Genomic DNA, 19,593 nt, shown 5'->3' with positions numbered 1-19,593 from the left:
CCTCCTCGTGGATGGGTGACCATCGGTCGGCGTGCAAGCAGTCAGGACCCGGAAACGACGAACGCCCCGACGCAGACAGGTCGGGGCGCAGCAATCAGCTATAGCCTCGTCCTCCTGCGTGGGCCGCCCGGGTGATCCGGGACCTTCAACCGATTGCTCGAGGCCTGTGCTCTTCGCGCAAGCGCTCATCGGTGACCGACGGTCTTCGGTGGAACGCCGTCAAGAATAGCCGACCACCCGCTCATCAGCCAAAACGTGCCCCTCTCTTGTCTGCGCGAACGTGCGCGTTGCACACGACACACCGGGGATTCGCAGCAGCTTGCGCACGCTCACCCGCTCGCGGAGGTGCGCAATCCGCCTGAATCTCCGCCATCGACCGGCACCCTCAGCGGTCCACCGTCTGCTGCCGCAACAAGGCCGCCGCCCCGACCAGCCCGGCGTCGCCGCCGAGTTCGGCCGGCACCACCTCGATGCCACGGATGAAGTACAGCCCGGCGTGGGACGCGAGCGCTTCCCGAACGGGGTCGAACAGCAGCTCCCCGGACTTGGCCACACCGCCGCCGACCACGACCCGATCCAGGTCGCAGACCGCACCGACCGACGCGATCATCGCGCCCACAGCCACCGCCCCACGGCGAAACGCTCTCAGCGCGACGACGTCTCCGGCGTTCGCGGCGTCGGCCAGTTCCTTCGCGTCGGCTCCGGCGGGCGCATTCCACCCGTGCTCTCGCGCCCACTGCGCCATGCGCGGACCCGCTGCGATGGTTTCGACGCAGCCGCGCCCGCCACACGTACACGGGGCGCCGCCCGGATCGACGACGATGTGCCCGACATGCCCGGCGTTGCCGGTTCGCCCGTCATAGGGTGCGCCGTCGAGCATCAATCCGCCGCCGACACCGGTCGAGACGACCATCCCGAGCAGGAAGTCCGCGCCGCGGCCCGCACCGCGCCAGTGCTCCCCCATCGCCATGCACAGACCGTCGCCGGCGAGCCTCACCGGAGCGCCGACGGCCGTCGCCACACGCTCGACGATCGGAAAGCCTTGCCACCCGCCGATATTGATCGGACTGACGGTGCCGGCCGACAAGTCGATCGGTCCGGCCGAGGCGATTCCGGCGCCGCGCACCCATCCTCCCGCGGTGGCCAGGGCCTCGGTGAGCAGCGAATCCGCAGCCGCCCAGATTCTTTCGGCATCTCCCACCGGTGTCGGCACTTGTGCCCGGTGCACCAGCGTGCCCGCATCGTCGACGAGACCGACGGCGATCTTCGTGCCGCCGATGTCGAGTGCGAGAGTGAGGTCGGTCATCAGTGCCGGTGCGTGTTGTCGGGTTGGCGGGGATCGCCGGGATGCTCGTATCCGGGGCCCAGTTCGACGACGGCCGCACACCGGGCGTCCAGCCACAGCCGGAAGGCCCGCCGTCGGGCGGCGGCACGCAGATGCTCGGCGACCTGCGCTGTTTCGCTGAACCGCAACGGGTTTCGCTCCTGGTACGACGCGATCTGGTCATCGTCGACGTCGATACCGGCCGTCACCTCGGCGAAGACCGCGCGGGCCAGCGGGTCGCCCAGCACCGAAGCCGCCACGCTGCCAATCTCCATCCGCACGGTCATATTCGGCAGCACGTCGGCCTCGGCCGGCGCGTTATCGGCGTTCAATCCGCGCGCCGCGGCCTCGACCGCCACGACGCGTTCGGCAACCAGGAGCTGGGTCAGCCAACGCCGCAGCTGTCGACCTTCGCTGGTGCCGGGCCGCGGCAACGAGGAGGCGATCCGCGAGTCGCGCAATGCGGCCTCGCGCGCATCGACTTCGTCGAGCGACACCGGGACACCGTCCACGATCGCCGCGACGCCTGCCCACGCCGATTCACTCACCGAACCGTGACCTTCACAGCGGGTGAGTACACGAGGTCTCCGGCGGCGGCCAACCGGACCAGCGCCCACCATTCACCCGGTTCAACCCATTCCGGCGGGGTGATGTCGAAGCCGATCTCAACCGTGCCGCGAGCGGGCAGCTCGACGCCGGACACCGCCGGCCCCAACCACTCCCACGTGCCCCACGGGCTGATCAGGTGTGCTTCGACCGCAATCTCGGCGCACGCATCGGTGCCGACGGTGACTGCTATTCGCGCCGTTTCACCGGCCATCACGTCGACCGGCTCGGGTCCAGCGACGAGCCGCAACAGGGTGTGGTCCGGCGGCGCGTCGACCGCGACAACACACACGTCCTCGACCACCTGACGCCACGACGGCGGAATCGAGACGTGCGCACCCGTCAACGCCAGCTCGGCACGTATCGGATACAGCCCGGGCGACAATGCTTTCGGCGGTGTCACGCTGACGCTGGTGTCCAGGTATTCACCGGGCGGCAGCATGAACGGCAGGACGCCGGGTTCAGCCGTCCACCCGTCCGGACACAGCAGCTGCACCCGGCCGTGCAGTATCTCGTCGCAGCAATCGCTGGCGACGGTGAGGCGAAGGGGCAGTGGGAAATCCGATGCCACGACGTGTTGCGGGTGAAGATGGGCTACCGCCGGCAGGCCGCCGAGCGGGGCCGGACCGCGGTTGTGCAGCCAGTATCGGGCGTAGAGCGGCTGAGCCTCCTCCGCCTCCGGCGCGAGGACGGTATGGTCGGCCGGCAAGACCTGCGGAAGATTGAACCGGGCCAGTACGGTGGCTATCTCGAAGCCGTGTAACGACAGCCCTTCCGACGTCACCTCCCGCACGCGTGGCTGCTCGAGGAGATCGACCCGCACAGCGGCAGATACCCGGCGCAGTCCCGAGGTGACCGCGACTTCGGTTGTACCGCCGGTGGTTTCGACCAGTCTCATCGCGACACCGTCAGACGGGTGGACCGGCCGCGCGCTACCGCTGGCCAGCGGATTGCCTGCGGCCTTCAGCACTTCGAGCCGCACCGAGCCCGCCGGTTGGATCTCCAAGAGCGAACCTGACCGTGGCAGCCCGCCCACCGCTCCCCACTTCTCCGTCACCGTCAGCAGCGGATTCGAGAACTCGGCACTGCGAGCCGGAACGGCGGCTTGGCGCCAGTCACCGTCCCCGGAAACCAGCGCATAGTCGAACATGTGCGTCCAGTGCTGTAACTGGAAGTTCGATCCGTCGGGCGCTGTGCGTCGCGGCGGATCGATCCACGTGCCTGACGGCCAACCGGTACACGAGCGCATCAGCGAAAGATTCAGCGTGCCATCCGATTCGACGGCGAAGCCCGGCACACCGCGGTTCAGCACGGCCACCGTCCGGTCTTCGAACGGTTCGACATCGGCCGGTGTCTCCTGCTCGACGACGATCTCCCAGTCGGCCAGGTCGTCGACCACACCCGCGACCACATCGTCCAGAACGGACCCCGCCAGAATCAGTACCGGCAGCGCCCGCATCTCGCGCAGGTCCGCGCTCGGCAGCCACGCCTCTTTTAGCCGCACGGCCGCCGGCACCCACACTCTGGCTGCATCGGTCGCATCGAGCTGTTGCTTCACCTCCTCGGCGTACGACGGATCAACTGCATCGAGAACCGCTGCGGTGAAACGGTTCTGGTCTGGACCCCCGAGTGCGATCCGCACGTCCGGGAGGTTCGAATCGACAGCGAGGTCGCCGTAGCGCGGACTGTCCGCGGCGCTGCACGTCGCGGTGACACCGGCGCGCGCTAGCGCAACCATCAACGGACGCGCCAGCGCCGACGCGCTGTCGGTCGGCATGATGACCTCGGCGACCGAGACTGCCCGACATCCATCACCGATGCGGACCCGCATCGTCGACGACAGCCCGAACCAGCGGTATGCGGGGTTGTCCAGCGTCCACGGATGAATCGCGGCGTCGACCGCCGTTTCGCGGCCGTGTTCGTGCAGCAGCGCGAACCCGCGCCCGATCACCGCGTCGCCGACCTCGCTGACCGGCATCGCACCGGGCACCGGGCACGGCCAGCGCAGGCGCAATAACCGGTCGGCGCCGGTGAACTCGTTGATCGTGGTTCGGCAATCGACGCGCGCCACGCCGTGCCACAGCGTGAGAACCTGCCTGTAGCGCAGGATCTCACCGATGGCACCGTCGATGACCAACCGCTCCCCGAGCGCTCCCCGGTAGGCCTGCACTGTCGCACACGATGACGAGGAACCAGTCACGGGTCCCTTGGTCAGGATGTGCCACGGCCCTTCACCCGCCTCGGGATGCGCGGGGTACTCGTCGTACACCACCAACTCGTTGCCGACCTCACCGTCAGCGATCAGCGATCGGCCCGAACCACTTTCGACCAACGACTCCACCGCACCGCCCCGTGAAGGATCGACCCGCAGCCGGTAATGGTCGTTGCCGATCTCATTGCCGCTCAACGGTTCCCACGAACTGGACTTATCCGACTCCTCGAGTCGATAGGACTGCCAGCCCAACGACGGCACGTCTCGGGCGAGCCAGCTGACCGTCCGCCCGCCGTGCTCGACGTGAGCCGGTACCTCGTCGCCGGCATGATCGACAACGCGTACTGGCCCGGCGGGCGCCGGAATGCGGGCAGTCATGACGTCGGTGCGCCCGTGCGCGACGGGATTCCACACCACGACCGATCCGTCGACCGCACCCGACAGCACGGAGAGCGCGTTGTCACGTGCCGCCCTGCCCAACTCCCATGCGTCTCGCCAGCACGTCAACAGGTCGAGGTACACCTGGTCGGATTCCGAGCCGGTGATCGCATCGTGGTGCGCGCCGTAAGCCAGTTGAACCCACGCCTTGGCCAGCGCGGCCTGGGGGTACGTCGCACCGCCGAGGAGCCCGGCGAACACCGCGAACTTCTCGGCGTCGAGCACGACGTCTTCGGCTGCCCTGTTGGCCTGCTTGGTGTCGATGTAGGAGACGTCTTTTCCGGTATAGATGGGGTTCATGTCCCGCGTCTGCGGCGACGCCTCGATACCGCGCTCGGCCAATTCGGCACGCACCGCGGCGAAGAACTCCTTCGGCAGCGCGCAGACGAACCGCGGCCAGGTGTAGCGCGTGTTCCACGATCGGTGAATCTCTGTGACCCACTTGTTCGGTGGCGTGTAGTCGGTCCCCACCGGCAGGAGCACGTTGCGGGTCAACGCCACCTTCTTCAGCGACGTGAAGAGTCCATAGGTCTCGGCTTCGGCCGCCTCCAACGTCGGAGCCGAATCCATCCACCAGCCGGCCGCATAGTGGGCGGGCATGTAATGCGTCAGCAACCCGCGCCCGGACGGGGCGAGCCAGTCGAATTCGCTGCTGAACTGCATGCGCTCCGCGTCGCCGCCGCCGGCCATCGGGCCCCATTGATGATGCGGACCGCGTGCCCATGAACTCGACGTCAGCCCGGCATCGGCGGCCATGCCCGGAAACTGGGGGTCATGGCCGAACGCGTCGAGTTGCCAGGCTGTCGTCGGGTCGGCGCCGAGTACGTCGCGCTGAAAACCGATGCCGTGGACGAAGTTTCGGATGGTCGTCTCGGGGCTGGTGAGGTTGGTGTTCGGCTCGTTGTACGTTCCGCCCATGATTTCGACGCGGCCGTCGGCGATGAAGCGGCGTAGATCGTCGCGATCTTCGGGGCGGGTGTCCCAGAACGGCTTGAGGTAGTCGACCTCGGCCAACACGAACTTGTATTCGGGTTCCCGGCGGGCCATTTCGAGATGGGCGCTGACCAGGTCGAAGCCGTTGGTCTGGCGGCAACGGCCGGGCGGGTCCTCGCTCCACACGCTGGTGTAGGCGGCCTGCGTGTTCCACCACACGGGGTCGTAGTGGAAGTGGCTGATCATGTACATCGTCCAGCCGGGTTCGGCGACGGTGAAGACGAACGGCGTGATTGCGTCGCCCGTGACGACCCGTGCCGGTCGCTGCTCACCGGGGATCGGGTCGGTGACCGTGACCGCCACCTCCACGGTGCCGTCACTCGCCGCCCCGCGCGCGTGGCCGACCAGGCCGTCACCGTCGACTCGCACCTCACCCGTGCCATCGGCGTAGGTCACGCGCACGAGCTGCAACGGCGCGTTCGCGGGCCCGACGAACAGTTCCGTCGACTCCGCCGAGATGACGCGCACAATCAAACCCTACGTGCGGGCACCTCGGCATTGCGGAAGAACTCGGTCGCGGGAGATGTCGACGACGAGCGCGCGGTGGTCGGAGATCGAAAGCTCAGGCGCACAGCACCGCTCCACCCGCAGGCCACGGTCGTCGGTGACGATGTGGTCGAGTTGACGATCGGGCTCGTCGGCCGGAAACGTGATCGCCGAGGCGAGCGGTCGCATACGCGCCCACCGCTGGACCGCTCGCGGCTCCATGTTCAGATCACCCATCAACACACGCGGCGAGGGGAAGCCGCGCATGTCTCGTAGCAGCCGCCGCAACTGCATCCGATTCCACCCCGGCACGAACGAGAGATGCGTATTGGCAACGGTCAGTGGCCCCAGCGGAGTGTTCAACTGGCCGACAACCGCAGCGCGCGGTTCCTCGTTGACGACCATCACCCGATTGGGTCCCGGTAGATACATCGGAAACGGCACCGGAATCCGCGGCAGCCGTAGCACCTGCCACGACTCCGCGGGAAACCGCGACAGCAGTGCGATGCCGTAGGCGGCGGTTCCTGGCTGCTCGTCACCGGTGGCCGCCATCCACGTGGCGCCGGGTGTCCCGGAGATCGCCGCCACGAACCGGTGGCTCACCGCACCCATCGCTTCGGCGGCGACCGCGGTCAGGTCGGCGGTCCCGGACCGCGGCTGGTCGAGATCGACTTCCTGCAAAGCCAGAATGTCGGCGTCGATCTCCCGGACGGCTTCCACGAGGCGGTCTCGGTGAACGAGCCCGTCGTGCACGCTGCGGCCGTGCAAGATGTTGAAGGTGGCCATCCGCATCTGCATGGGTACTAGCTACCCACAATGGCTGCTGGCCCATCAGTCGCCCCCAGGAGAGTAGTGCCCCAGAGAAACGATGACCTGCGCGACGCCCTCAAACGGGCGGCGTCGGCGTTGCGCGCCCAGGGCCCCGATTTCGCCTTGGGCGGTAGTTACGCGCTGTGGGTGTTCGGGGGCCCAGAACCCGTGCACGACGTGGATTTCGTGGTCGCCGAGCCCGACACCGAGAAGGCGGCGGCGACGCTGGAGGAGGCGGGTTTCCGGGTCGAGCGCACACCGGAGGACTGGTTGTTCAAAGCGTGCGTCGAGGAGGACTTCGTCATCGACGTCCTGCATCGGCTCAACGGCGTTCCGGTCGACAAGGAGAGAATCCTGGCGGCTCAGGAGTACGACGTGCTGGCGGTCCGGATGCGCGTGCTGGCGCCCAGCGAGGTCATGCGCGAGAAGCTGAACTCCCTCAACGAACACCATTGCGATTTCGCCGCACTGCTTCCCGCGGTGCGCGCGGTCCGCGAACAGCTGGACTGGGAGCAGCTCCGCGCCGACACCGCCGACAATCCGTTCGCGTCGGCGTTCTTGATGCTGGCCGATCGTCTGGAGCTCACCGGCTGACGCTTCGTCGCAGTCGCTTCCAGACCGCCTCCACCGCGTGTATCACTTCCGGCGGCGAGAGCACCCGGAAATCGCATCCGACCGTCGCGAAGTAGAGCACCATGCGTTCGGGATCGTCGGCACCGGCGGTGACGATGCATGCGTCCGGCCCGTCGGGCTCGATCGTCACCGATGTCGGTGAGAAGTGCTGTGCGACAACGCTTTCCGGAGCTTCGAAGTGAACGCGTGCGACATAACGGTACGGTGAGCTGCTGATCGACCGCTGCACGTAGTCAGCAGCGTCGGGCGCCTCGCGGGGAACGAAGGTGCTCGCCTGTGCGCGCACGTCGTGCATCCGGTCCAGCCGCAGGCTGCGCCAGTCCTGTTTGTCGCGGTCGTAGGCCAGTACGTACCAGCGCCGCCCGGTGGTGACCAACTGATAGGGCTCGAGCCGGCGCTGGGTCGCGTTGCCGCGGATGTCGACGTAACCGGTCGTCACGTGTTCGTGGTCGCGGCAGGCGCGCGCCAGGGTCATCAAGACGTCGGGTTCGACCGGCGCATCGGAGGTCGGCGACATCAGCGTGATGGTCGATTGGTGAACCGCGGCCACCTGCGACCGCAGCCGCGACGGCATGACCTGATCGAGCTTGCTCAACGCCCGCAGCGCCGATTCCCCCACCCCGGCAACCGTTCCGCCCGCGGCCAGGCGCAGACAGACGGCCATCGCGACGGCCTCGTCGGGGTCGAGCAGCAGCGGCGGCAACGCCGCACCGGCGCCGAGCTGATAACCGCCGCCATGGCCCTTGCTTGCGTGGACGGGATAGCCGAGATCACGCAGCCGTTCGATGTCGCGGCGCACACTGCGCGTGGTCACCCCGAGGCGCTCGGCGAGGTCCTCACCGGTCCACACCCGGCGCGACTGCAGCAGGCCCAGGAGCCGAAGCACCCGGCTCGTCGTCTCCGACACGCCCAAAGTCTGCCTCAATCTGCGGACCGAAACTGTCCTATAAGCCTGCCATCCTGATGGACATGAAGATGACCGACGAGTTGGCCGAGCAGGTCGACTACCACTGGACCAACTTCCTGCACCCCCGGTTTCAGGGGCTCACCGACGACGAGTACTTCTGGCAGCCGGTTCCCGACTGCTGGACGGTCCACCCGGATGGCTCGGTCGACTTCACTCATCCCGAGCCGACGCCGGCTCCGTTCACGACGATCGCCTGGCGTCTGGCCCACCTCATCGTCGGCGTGTTCGCGATGCGCAATCACAGTCACTTCGGCGGGCCACCGGCCGACTATCAAACATGGTCTTACGCCACCGACGCTGCGACGGCGCTGCGCCAACTCGACGAGCAGTACGGAACCTGGATCGCCGGGGTGCGCGCGTTGTCCGACGATGACTTGGAGCGCCCGTGCGGACCTGCCGAGGGTCCCTACGCCGAGTACCCGTTCATCGCACTCGTCCTCCACGTCAACCGCGAGTTCATCCACCACGGTGCTGAGATCGCCTGTATCCGAGACCTGTACACCCACATCGATCGAAAGGGAAAGTAGCCGTGCCAGGAATGCCGCCGCCCGCCGGAGACGAACGCCAGACGCTGGTGCAGTTCCTCGCCTTCCAACAGAACGCGTTCTCGTCGGTCGCCTTCGGGCTGACAGACGAGCAGGCGCGCTCGACGCCGTCGGTCAGCTCGCTTTCGATCGGCGGACTGGTCAAGCACGCCGCCGGTGTGCAGAAGGGCTGGACGGAACGGGTGGTCGCGGCGCCTGACTTCCCACCCAAAGATGACCGCCCGATGCATGAGGTCATGGCCGAGTACGCCGATCAGTACGTGATGCGCGACGACGAGACGCTCGCCGATTTGCTCGCCGCGCTGCGAACCCAGAACGAAGCGACGCTGCGGGTGCTCGGTTCGGCCGATCTGTCCACACCGGTTCCGGTTCCGCACGAGGTGCCGTGGTTTCCGAACGACATCGACCATTGGGATGTCCGCTGGGTCGCGATGCACCTGATCGAGGAGCTCAGTCGACACGCCGGACACGCCGACATCATCCGCGAATCAATCGACGGCGCAACGATGTACGAGCTGATGGCCGCCAACGAGGAGTGGCCGGAGACGGGCTTCATCAAGCGGTGGCGGCCGAGGTCCGCGAGCTGACCGGGTCTCAGCCGGCGAACAGGCGGTTCCAGAAGCTGTCGGCCTCGCCGTCGGTCGCGTGCGCGGCGGCCTCCTCGCGCAGTGCCATCACACGCTTGTGGATGTACTGCTCGGTGGAGCGGGGCATGCTGCCGGGGCCGTAGTATGCGCGCCGGAGCCGGCGGACGCGACCGCGCCGGATCTCAGTCCGCAGCGCGTCGGAGACCGCCTTGGAGGGCCGGCCGGCGACGTCGAAATAGTGATAGTCGAGCATCGCAATGAGCGAGTCGACGGTGGCGGGGCCGTGGACGGCGAGATGAGTCGTCAGCACGTAACGAAGCTCGGTGCCGCGCAGGACTTTTCGCTTCTCCATACCCCCACGGTGGCATTCCGCACCGACAAAAATGCGGTGGCGCCGCGGCTGCTGTGGACAAGCACCACGGACAAGCACTGTGGCCAAGCACCGCGGGATGGGGCGCCACACTCGATCCTTGCCAACCTCGCAGCGACAATGTCGCTCACCTACTACCGCCCGTAGCGACTTCGCCGACAAAGTCGCTCTGAGGTTGGCAACACAACAGGTGCCCCGAAACTCTCAGCGCAGCCACTGCCGCACGGCGTGGTCGACGACCGCGTCCAAGTCCGTCCCCAACCGCCCCGCCAACCACTGCTGGGCCAACTCAGCCATCGCGCCGGTGTACATCGCCGCGCCGACCTGCGCCGCGATCGGATCCGAATCCGGATGCAACTGCCAGCCCTCGGCCAACACGCCTTCGCGCAACAAGTCCTGTGTCGCCGCACGCCGAGCCGCCAGCACCGGATTCGATCGCGCATCGGTGAACAGCACCCGGCCGCGGCGCGGATCCGCGGAGCTGAACCCGAGCACCGCTCCGATCCCCGCGCGGGTCCGGGCCCGCAGCGAATCCCCGGCCCGCGACATGGCCGCCTCGACCGCTTCGGCCAGTTGACCGCTCACCCGGTCGTAGACGGCGCCGAGCAGGTCATCGGTGTCGGCGAAGCTCTCGTAGAAGTACCGCGTGTTGAGCCCGCATTCGCGACACACCGACCGCACCGACACAGCGGCCTCGCCGCCCTCCCCGAACAGCCGAAAAGCGGCGTCGATCAGTTGTGCGCGGCGCTCGGCGCGCCGGTCCGTCAGCGGCACGCCCGCCCAACGGGTGGGACTGCTCACGGTCTCAGCGTAAGCGAGAAGCCTCGACTCTGGTTACATGCGTGACCAAAATGTATTCTGGCTACATCCGTGACCAGAGTTGGGGAACCTAGGAGTCGACGTGATTCTGCTGCCGCACCAATTCATCGGAGAGTTTCTCAACCAGCGCTTCGACAAGGACATCCGGCGCAACTACTTCCGCGGTATGGAGTTCGCCGCGCCGGTGGGCGATCCGGGCTGGTTCGGCCGGGGCAGCGCGGTCTGGCATGTGCACTCGCACATGCAGGCGCTGATCTTCGGTCTGCAGTGCGCGGCGTTCATGGAACGGCTGGATCCGTCCATCTACTGGATGGGCATTCACCACTCACGGCTGGTGAAACGCGACGAGAACGGCGTCGGCCGACCGGAGATCGACCCCAGGGGCGCGGCGGTACGTCTCGGCCATTCGATCGCGTTCTTCATCGGCACCGCCTACGGCTCAACCCAGACCGCTGAGCGCCTGGCGAAGTCCGTGCGCTCGATGCACCACACCATCAAAGGCACCCGACCCGACGGCGCCCGCTACGACGCCAACGACCCGGACTGGCTGCGATGGAACTACGCCACCGTGGTGTGGGGCCTGGCCACCGCGCACGAGCTGTACCATCCGAACCCGTTGCGTGGCAAGAAGATCGACGGCTACTACCGTGAATTCGTGCGGGTCGGACACGCGTTGGGCGGAACGGATCTACCCCAGACCAAGGCCGAGGTCGCCGACTGCCTCGAGTCCTACCTACCGCGGCTGGCCGTCACGCACGGCACGTCGGTCGCGACGGGTCCGGGCCTGCCGGTGGCACAGAGCGCGATCAACTGGGCCATCCGCGACACCATGCCGCGCTGGGCCAAGCAGTTGATCCAGCACAAGGACCCCAACATCCTCGAGCGCACAGCGCGCCGGGCGACCGTCTGGTCGGTCATCAACGGGCTGCACCTCGCGCAGGGACCCATCCCGGAGTTTCAGCAGGCACAGGCCAGGGTGGCGTCGGGCACCGACGTGGCGCACACACTGCCGACATACCGATTGGGCGACGACCAGGTCCTCAGTCGCGATGAGGTCGAGCGCAGCTTCGCCGAAGCCTGAGAACCGCCGCGAAATGGCATTCCAGCAGGAAAAGTACGAGTAGCGGCCTGCTGGAATGCAATTTCGGCGCCACAGGGCCCCGCAGAAGGCCAATTGTGAGCCCGTCCACAGGTTTTTACGTGTCACCGCGGATTTTGAGACACTGGCTCCCATGAGTGCCACGCGAAAGACGCAGCACCGCGACATAGCCAAGCTGGACAGGGTGCCCCTGCCGATCGAGGCTGCCCGCGTCGGTGCCACGGGTTGGCAGATCACCCGCACCGGCGCGCGGGTGGTTTCGACGATCACCGGCCGCGGCTCGCTGCAGCAGAAGATCATCAAGCAGGTCCCGCAGACGTTCGCCGACCTGGGGCCCACCTACGTCAAGTTCGGCCAGATCATCGCGTCGAGTCCCGGCGCGTTCGGCGAGCCGCTGTCCAAGGAGTTCCGCAGCCTGCTCGACCGGGTTCCGCCGGCGGACCCCAAAGAGGTGCACAAGCTGTTCGTCGAGGATCTCGGCGACGAACCCGCCAACCTGTTCAAGAGCTTCGACGAGAAACCGTTCGCGTCCGCGTCGATCGCCCAGGTGCACTATGCGACGCTGCACAGCGGAGAAGAGGTCGTCGTCAAGATCCAGCGGCCCGGCATCCGCAGGCGGGTCGCCGCGGATCTGCAGATCCTCAAGCGCGGCGCCCGTCTGGTCGAGTTCGCCAAGCTCGGCCAGCGGTTGAGCGCGCAGGACGTCGTCGCCGACTTCGCCGACAACCTCGCCGAAGAACTGGATTTCCGGCTCGAGGCGCAGTCGATGGACGCGTGGGTGTCGCACATGCACGCCTCGCCGCTGGGCAAGAACATCCGTGTGCCACAGGTCTATTGGGATCTGACCAGCGAACGGGTGCTGACGATGGAACGCATCCAGGGCACCCGCATCGACGACGTCAAGGCCATCCGGCAGAAGGGATTCGATGGCACCGAACTGGTCAAGGCGCTGCTGTTCAGCGTCTTCGAAGGCGGTCTGCGGCACGGCCTGTTCCACGGCGACCTGCACGCGGGCAACCTCTACGTCGACGACGACGGCAAGATTGTGTTCTTCGACTTCGGGATCATGGGCCGCATCGACCCGCGCACCCGCTGGCTGCTGCGGGAACTGGTGTACGCCCTGCTGGTGAAGAAGGATCACGCCGCGGCGGGCAAGATCGTCGTGCTGATGGGCGCCGTCGGCACCATGAAGCCGGAGGCGCAGGCCGCCAAGGACCTCGAGAAATTCGCCACACCGCTGACCATGTCGACGCTGGGCGACATGAGCTACGCCGAGATCGGCAAGCAACTGTCGACGCTGGCCGAGGCCTATGACGTCAAACTGCCTCGGGAACTGGTACTGATCGGCAAGCAGTTCCTCTATGTCGAGCGCTACATGAAACTGCTCGCGCCGAAGTGGCAGATGATGTCGGACCCCCAGCTGACCGGCTACTTCGCCAACTTCATGGTCGAGGTCAGCAGGGAGCACGACGAGGAACTCGACAGCGAGGTTCGCGGCTAAGTGCAGATCCGAACCGGCATCGCCAAATCGAAAGATGCCAAGTCCGGCCAGCTCGACATCCACTACGAGGACATGGGCGATCCGAACGATCCGGCGGTGCTGCTCATCATGGGGCTGGGTGCGCAACTTCTGATGTGGCGCAAGGATTTCTGCCAGCGACTCGTCGACCAGGGCCTGCGGGTCATCCGGTACGACAACCGCGACGTCGGCCTGTCATCGAAACTCGTTGGCGTGCACACCAACACCGCACTGGTGCCGCGGATGCTGCGTTCGCTGCTCGGGCTGCGCAGCCCGGCCGGCTACACGCTCGAAGACATGGCCGATGACGCGGTCGCGCTGCTGGACCACCTCGACATCGAGCGCGCCCACGTCGTCGGCGCGTCGATGGGCGGGATGATCGCCCAGGTGTTCGCCGCCCGGCACAAACAACGCACCCTCACGCTGGCGATCATCTTCTCGAGCAACAACCAGGCGCTGCTGCCGCCACCGGGTCCGCGACAACTGCTGGCGATCTTGCAGCGACCCAGGGACTCCACCCGCGAGGCGGTCATCGAGAACGCCGTCAGGGTCAGCAAGATCATCGGCAGCCCGGGCTTCCCGGCGTCCGAGGAGCGGCTCCGCGCCGACGCGATCGAGGGTTATGACCGCTCTTACTATCCAGCCGGGATCGCCAGGCATTTCGCGGCGATCCTGGGCAGCGGCAGCCTATTGCGCTACGACCGCGAGATCACGGCGCCCACCGTGGTGCTGCACGGCAAGGCCGACAGATTGATGCGACCCTCAGGCGGCCGCGCGATCGCCAAGGCCATCGAGAACGCCCGGCTGGTGCTGTTCGACGGCATGGGTCACGAACTGCCCGAACCGCTGTGGGACGACATCATCGGCGAACTCAAAACCGTTTTCGCCGCGACTATTTGACGTCGGCGCAAGCCTTCCCACGAGTGGTCAGCCGGGCCGACTACGCGTACATTCGGCTCGAGCGCTTCGGGCTTGAACTGTTACAGGCGACGCGAGCTCTGATCCCGCCCAGAAAGGCACCCTAGTGGCCGCAACACGCAACTTGACCCCGCACTTCGCCGACGTGCAGGCGCATTACGACCTCTCCGACGAGTTTTTCCGGCTCTGGCTGGATCCGACACAGACCTACAGCTGCGCCTACTTCGAGCGCGATGACATGACGCTCGAAGAGGCCCAGCGCGCCAAAGTGGATCTTGCGCTCGGCAAATTGGATCTCCGGCCGGGGATGACACTGCTCGACGTCGGCTGCGGTTGGGGTTCGACCATGCTGAGGGCGGTCGAGAAGTACGACGTCAACGTCGTCGGCCTCACCTTGAGCGAGAACCAGCACGCCCATGTCGAGAAGGTCTTCGCCGAATCCGACAGCCCGAGGTCCAAGCGGGTGCTGCTGCAGGGCTGGGAACAGTTCGACGAACCCGTGGACCGAATCGTGTCGATCGGCGCGTTCGAGCACTTCGGCAGGGACCGATGGGACGACTTCTTCGCCATGGCTCACCGCGTGCTGCCCGACGACGGGGTGATGCTGCTGCACACGATCACCGCGCTCACGCTTCCGCAGATGGCCGAGCGGGGTCTGCCGCTGACGTTCTCTGTGGCCCGGTTCGTGAAGTTCATCCTGACCGAGATATTTCCCGGCGGCTATCTGCCGACCATCGAACTGGTCGGCGAGCATGCCGAAAAGGCAGGCTTCGCGTTGACCCGGCGCCAGAGCCTGCAGCCTCACTACGCGCGCACCCTCGACTGCTGGACAGCGGCGCTACAAGCCCACGAAGAAGAAGCGATCGCCATCCAATCCCAAGAGGTCTACGACCGCTACATGCACTACCTAACCGGCTGCGCACATGGCTTCCGCGTCGGATACATCGACGTCAACCAGTTCACGCTCCAGAAATAATTCCGGCTCCCCACAATTCGCCGCGCAAGTCGCGGCAAGCCGAATTAGGGTCTGGCAACCGCCGAACGATATGGTGTCGACCAGATCATCACGTGACGACGTGCAGGGCCGCGTCACGTCATTGGAAAGGCCAAGCAGGGGAAATATGTCTGACAACTCAACCGGCACGAAGGATATGCGGCCTCATTTCGAGGACATCCAGGCGCATTACGACCTGTCGGACGACTTCTTCGGCGTCTTTCAGGATCCGACGCGCAAGTACAGCTGTGCATACTTCACCGGCCCGAACGCCACGCTGTCGGAGGCGCAGATCGCCAACGTCGACCAGCACCTCGACAAGCTCGACCTCAAGCCCGGTATGACCCTGCTGGAGGTAGGCTGCGGATGGGGCCTGACGTTGCAGCGTGCGATGGAGAAGTACGACGTCAACGTGATCGGGCTGACCCTGTCGAAGAATCAGCAGGCCTACTGCAATGAGCTGTTGAGCAAGCTGGACACCGAGCGCACCTACGACGTCCGGCTGGAGGGCTGGGAGCAGTTCCACTCCCCCGTCGACCGCATCGTCTCCATCGAGGCGTTCGAGCACTTCGGCTTCGAGCGCTACGACGACTTCTTCAAGACGTGCTTCGACATCCTGCCCGACGACGGCCGGATGACCATCCAGAGCAGCGTCGGCTATCACCCCTACGACCTGGCCGCACGCGGTAAGAAGCTGACCTTTGAGATGGCTCGCTTCATCAAGTTCATGATCACCGAGATCTTCCCCGGCGGCCGCCTGCCGACGACGCAGATGATGATCGAGCACGGCGAAAAAGCCGGCTTCCAGGTGCCCGAGGCCATCTCGCTGCGCAACCACTACATCAAGACGCTGGGCATCTGGGCCGATCGCCTCGAGCGGAACAAGGACGCCGCTGTCGCGGCCGCGGGCGAGGAGAACTACGAGCGCTACATGAAGTACCTGAAGGGTTGCCAGTGGTACTTCATCGACGAAGGCATCGACGTCAGCCTGGTCACGTACCTCAAACCCGGCGCGGCCGCGTAAAGGACAGAACGTAGGGAAATCCCTGATTCGCTCGGCGTGAGGAATCGCTACCGTTCGAAAGATGAGCGGGAGTGCGGAGTCCGCCTGCTACCTGGCGGAGTGGTACCTGCCCGAACTCACGGAGCAATCCGTCGAGGACCTCGTCGCACGCCTCGACGCCGCCGCGGCCGTAGCCACTGATGAGGGCACTCCCGTCGAGCTGTTGGTCACGGTGTCGGTACCCGGCGACGAGGTGCTTTACGGCGTCTTCGGCGCCGGCTCCCGAGAGATCGTCTCGCGGACCTGCCTCGCAGCGGGCGCACCACATCAGCGGCTGTCCGCTCCGGTGGGCACCCGGATCCGGTCTCACCACCGCGGATGACGTTGCCGGGGGCACGCCCCCCTCTTGTCTCCCCGGTTGAGCACACCTCTTAGCTGCATATCCGAGGGCCTGAGACTACTGCTCCCCAGTCTCGGCGGGCTATCCTCGATTTGCTGTCGACGAGGGGTGTGGTTCTGGTGTCCGGCGTAATCGAACGTCCGGCGGAGTTCCGGGCGGTCAGCGAGTTCCTGCGGACCACCGACAGCGGACCCTCGGCTCTGGTCATCGAGGGCGAAGCCGGAGCCGGCAAGACCACGCTGTGGCTGGCGGGTCTGTCCGCGGCACGTGAGCGTGGCTTTCGGGTGTTGATGGCGCGAGCCGGTCAAGCGGAGACCGCACTCGCCTACGCCGCCATCGCCGACCTCCTCGGCGACGTCCCTTCCGAGGTCTTCGCCAGCCTGCCCGACGTGCAGCGCCTCGCCGTGGATCGAGTGCTGCTGCGCGCCGACGTCGGCGGGCCGCCGACCGATCAGCGTGCTGTCGCGGCGGCCTTCACCGCGGCCATCGACCGGCTCTGCGCCGACGGGCCGGTGCTGGTGGCCGTCGACGACGTGCAGTGGCTCGACCCGTCCAGCCAGGCCGTGGTGGCTTTCGCCGCGAGGCGGTTCAGTGAGTGCGTGGGAATGCTGCTCACCGAACGCACCGAGCACGAGGGTCCCGGCGCGGCGAGCTGGCTGCAGCTGAGCGATTCGTCCGAGGTTCGCAGGGTTCACGTCGGCCCCCTGAGCCTGGGCGGGTTGCACGCGCTGATCTCGACGCGCCTGGGGCGGTCTTTTCCCCGCCCGACCATGGTTCGGATCGCCGAGATCTCCGGGGGCAACCCGCTTTATGCCCTCGAGCTCGCGCGGGCGATCGAGGCGGGCGATTCCCTGTCGGTACTACCGCCGACGCTGGCGGAGTTGATGCACCGGCGGATCGGAAGGCTGGAACCCGAAACCAGGGTCCTGCTGTTGGCCGCCGCCTGCGAGGCCGCCCCGACCGTCGACCTGCTGGCGCACGTCGCCGACCTCACGCTCGATCGCGCCGCCGAACTACTCGCGGAGGCTCAGGACAAGGGCATCTTGACGCTCAACGGGGACGACGTCGGGTTCTCCCACCCGTTGTTGGCGCGCAGTGTGTACACCGACGCCAAACCGGGTGAGCGCCGGGCGATGCACCGCTCGCTGGCCGAGGCGGTGATATCCCCGGAATCGAGGGCCAGGCACATGGCCCTCGCTGCGGCCAGCGCAGACCCGGCGACGCTGGAGGCGCTCGACGTCGCCGCCGACACCGCCAGTGCACGCGGTGCGCCTGCCGCGGCCGCCGAACTTCTCGAGCTGGCAATCGGTCTCGGCGGTGACACGGCAACGCGGCGCATTCGTGCGGCCGACCATCATCTACACGCCGGTGACCTCGAGCGCGCGCGTTCCCTGTTGGATGGGTTGACCGAGCGAGTGCCGCGCGGCGTGCACCGTGCGATGGCGCTGAACCTGTTGGCCACCATGAAGATTCAGCACAACAACTTCACCGATGCCGTCGGCCTGCTGGAACAGGCCCTCGACCACGACGACGGTGACCGTGAGGTCCGCGTCCGCACGCTTCTGCTGCTCGCATACGCGCGCCTGAACGCCGGGGAGTTCGGGGCCGCTCTGCAGAGCGCCGAACGCGCGGCGGCGTACGCGGAAGACGTCGGGATCGACGATCTCACCAGCCAAGTGCTGGCGGTGCGGACCCACATCGCGTGCATGTGCGGTCGCGGCGTCGACTGGGCCGGCATGCGCCGGGCATTGGCACTGCAGGACCATGACAGCGAAGCGCCGATCGCGTTTCGAGCCAGCGCCAACAACGCCTTGCTGCTGGCGTTCGTCGGGCGGTTGGACGAGGCGGCCGAGCAGATGGCGTCTGTGCGACAGCATTGTGTCGAGCGAGGCGCCGAAACCGACCTGATCTTCGTCGCCGTGTTCAGCGCGCTGATCGAGATCTGGCGGGGACGCTACGACGACGCGACCGGCATTGCCAAGGAGACCGTCGAGCGGGCACAACAGCTCGGCGGTGAGCACATGCGGGTGGTGGCCAAGACCATCCAGTCCGCGGTCGCGGCATATGCGGGCAGGCAGGACGAGACCCGCGAGGTGGCAACCAGGGCGATCGACCTCGCCAAGCGTTGCGGTTCACCCCGGCTGGCGGACTGGGCCTCGATCAACCTGGCATTCCTGGCGGTATCGCTGGTCGACTACGAGCAGGCGCTGCAGATACTGCAGCCGTTGGTCGACCAGTTCCCGTTCATCCCCGGCACGGAGATCATCACCGTGGGATACGTTCCCGACGCGGTCGAAGCGATGGTTGCGATGGGCCGCGCCGCCGAAACCGAGCCGATGATCGAGGCTTTGGAAGCCAACGGCCGCCTGTTGGACCGGCCGTGGATGCTGGCCATCGGCGCGCGCTGCCGCAGCCTTCGGCTGGCCGCGCAAGGCGATGTCGACGCAGCAGCCGATATGGCGAGACAGGCTTTGGACCATCACGAGCGACTACCCATGCCGTTCGAGCGCGCACGAACCCTGTTGCTGCTCGGCCAGTTACAACGCCGTCAACGGCAGAAGGAGATGTCACGCGCCACGATCGCCGAGGCGTTGCACGCGTTCGAGACCCTGGGCACGCCGCTGTGGGCGCAGCGGGCTCGCGCCGAGCTTGCCCGGGCCGGTACGTCGAACAACGGACATATGGGTTTGACGGCGTCGGAGCACCGCGTCGCCGAACTCGCCGCGTCAGGGATGACGACCAAGGATGTCGCCACCGCGCTGTTCATCAGTCCCAAGACGGTCGAGACCAACCTGTCTCGCATATATCGGAAACTCGGAATCAGGTCACGGGCCGAACTCGGTCGCGTCTTCGGCGAAACCCGTTGATTG

At 66.6% G+C, this 19,593-nt stretch carries 17 protein-coding genes; 10 read left to right on the top strand and 7 right to left on the bottom strand.

What is annotated here, in order from left to right:
• Positions 1-385: 385 nt before the first annotated feature.
• The 4 genes from AU193_RS03465 to AU193_RS03450 are packed head-to-tail and all read right to left on the bottom strand — an operon-like array spanning position 386 to position 6,851.
• The gene (locus AU193_RS03465) at positions 386-1,306 is read right to left on the bottom strand and encodes an ROK family protein (RefSeq protein ID WP_064420939.1); all 921 of its coding nucleotides are present in this window, start codon (positions 1,304-1,306) and stop codon (positions 386-388) included.
• Positions 1,306-1,944 (bottom strand): malonyl CoA-ACP transacylase, encoded by a 639-nt coding sequence (locus tag AU193_RS03460; RefSeq protein WP_082682816.1) that lies wholly within the window; start codon positions 1,942-1,944, stop codon positions 1,306-1,308. The genes AU193_RS03465 and AU193_RS03460 overlap by 1 nt, the downstream gene beginning before the upstream one ends.
• A complete protein-coding gene (locus AU193_RS03455) occupies positions 1,869-6,041 on the bottom strand; it encodes an NEW3 domain-containing protein (protein ID WP_064420937.1) in 4,173 nt (1,390 codons plus the stop codon). Before AU193_RS03455 ends, AU193_RS03460 begins: the two co-directional genes overlap by 76 nt.
• 9 nt (positions 6,042-6,050) lie before the next feature.
• Positions 6,051-6,851 carry an endonuclease/exonuclease/phosphatase family protein gene (locus AU193_RS03450; RefSeq protein ID WP_064420974.1) on the bottom strand — a complete coding sequence of 267 codons (801 nt, stop codon included), beginning with the start codon at positions 6,849-6,851 and terminating at the stop codon, positions 6,051-6,053.
• Between the two features lie 60 nt (positions 6,852-6,911).
• Between AU193_RS03450 and AU193_RS03445 the strand changes: the two genes are divergently transcribed.
• On the top strand, positions 6,912-7,463 hold the full coding sequence (locus AU193_RS03445; RefSeq protein ID WP_156425098.1) for a nucleotidyltransferase: 552 nt from the start codon (positions 6,912-6,914) through the stop codon (positions 7,461-7,463).
• Here AU193_RS03445 and AU193_RS03440 read toward each other — a convergent pair.
• Entirely contained in the window at positions 7,453-8,409 is a 957-nt protein-coding gene (locus tag AU193_RS03440; protein WP_064420935.1) for a YafY family protein, read from the bottom strand. The two genes, AU193_RS03445 and AU193_RS03440, sit on opposite strands and share 11 nt — an antisense overlap.
• A 62-nt stretch (positions 8,410-8,471) precedes the next feature.
• Between AU193_RS03440 and AU193_RS03435 the strand changes: the two genes are divergently transcribed.
• A complete protein-coding gene (locus tag AU193_RS03435) occupies positions 8,472-8,996 on the top strand; it encodes a DinB family protein (RefSeq protein ID WP_064420973.1) in 525 nt (174 codons plus the stop codon).
• Between the two features lie 2 nt (positions 8,997-8,998).
• On the top strand, positions 8,999-9,601 hold the full coding sequence (locus AU193_RS03430) for a DinB family protein (protein ID WP_064420934.1): 603 nt from the start codon (positions 8,999-9,001) through the stop codon (positions 9,599-9,601).
• Positions 9,602-9,608: 7 nt separating this feature from the next.
• On the opposite strand, the gene AU193_RS03425 is transcribed toward AU193_RS03430, so the two are convergent.
• Together AU193_RS03425 and AU193_RS03420 are read right to left on the bottom strand one after the other, a co-directional pair.
• On the bottom strand, positions 9,609-9,953 hold the full coding sequence (locus tag AU193_RS03425; protein WP_064420933.1) for a hypothetical protein: 345 nt from the start codon (positions 9,951-9,953) through the stop codon (positions 9,609-9,611).
• 222 nt (positions 9,954-10,175) lie between these two features.
• Positions 10,176-10,772 (bottom strand): TetR/AcrR family transcriptional regulator, encoded by a 597-nt coding sequence (locus tag AU193_RS03420; RefSeq protein ID WP_064420932.1) that lies wholly within the window; start codon positions 10,770-10,772, stop codon positions 10,176-10,178.
• Between the two features lie 103 nt (positions 10,773-10,875).
• On the opposite strand from AU193_RS03420, the gene AU193_RS03415 reads away from it, so the two are divergent.
• The 7 genes from AU193_RS03415 to AU193_RS03385 all read left to right on the top strand — a co-directional run bounded on the left by AU193_RS03415 (position 10,876) and on the right by AU193_RS03385 (position 19,590).
• Positions 10,876-11,871 (top strand): oxygenase MpaB family protein, encoded by a 996-nt coding sequence (locus AU193_RS03415; protein WP_064420972.1) that lies wholly within the window; start codon positions 10,876-10,878, stop codon positions 11,869-11,871.
• 151 nt (positions 11,872-12,022) lie between these two features.
• Positions 12,023-13,390, top strand: coding sequence for an AarF/ABC1/UbiB kinase family protein (locus AU193_RS03410; RefSeq protein WP_064420931.1), 1,368 nt, complete (start codon positions 12,023-12,025; stop codon positions 13,388-13,390).
• Positions 13,391-14,308, top strand: a complete 918-nt coding sequence (locus AU193_RS03405; RefSeq protein WP_064420930.1) for an alpha/beta fold hydrolase — start codon at positions 13,391-13,393, stop codon at positions 14,306-14,308.
• A gap of 124 nt (positions 14,309-14,432) precedes the next feature.
• Positions 14,433-15,302: a cyclopropane mycolic acid synthase family methyltransferase gene (locus tag AU193_RS03400; RefSeq protein WP_064420929.1), complete on the top strand. Its 870-nt coding sequence runs from the start codon at positions 14,433-14,435 to the stop codon at positions 15,300-15,302.
• 145 nt (positions 15,303-15,447) lie between these two features.
• Positions 15,448-16,344, top strand: coding sequence for a cyclopropane mycolic acid synthase family methyltransferase (locus AU193_RS03395; protein ID WP_064420928.1), 897 nt, complete (start codon positions 15,448-15,450; stop codon positions 16,342-16,344).
• 61 nt (positions 16,345-16,405) lie between these two features.
• Complete coding sequence (locus tag AU193_RS03390) at positions 16,406-16,705, top strand: hypothetical protein (protein WP_064420927.1); 300 nt, start codon at positions 16,406-16,408, stop codon at positions 16,703-16,705.
• 137 nt (positions 16,706-16,842) lie between these two features.
• A complete protein-coding gene (locus AU193_RS03385) occupies positions 16,843-19,590 on the top strand; it encodes a LuxR family transcriptional regulator (RefSeq protein ID WP_064420971.1) in 2,748 nt (915 codons plus the stop codon).
• Positions 19,591-19,593: the final 3 nt, after the last annotated feature.

Origin of the sequence: Mycobacterium sp. GA-1285 (genome assembly GCF_001499905.1) — a bacterium.
Lineage (GTDB): Bacteria > Actinomycetota > Actinomycetes > Mycobacteriales > Mycobacteriaceae > Mycobacterium.
The sequence above is the reverse complement of the archived record's forward strand: the minus strand, read 5'-3'. Positions and strand labels throughout refer to the sequence as shown.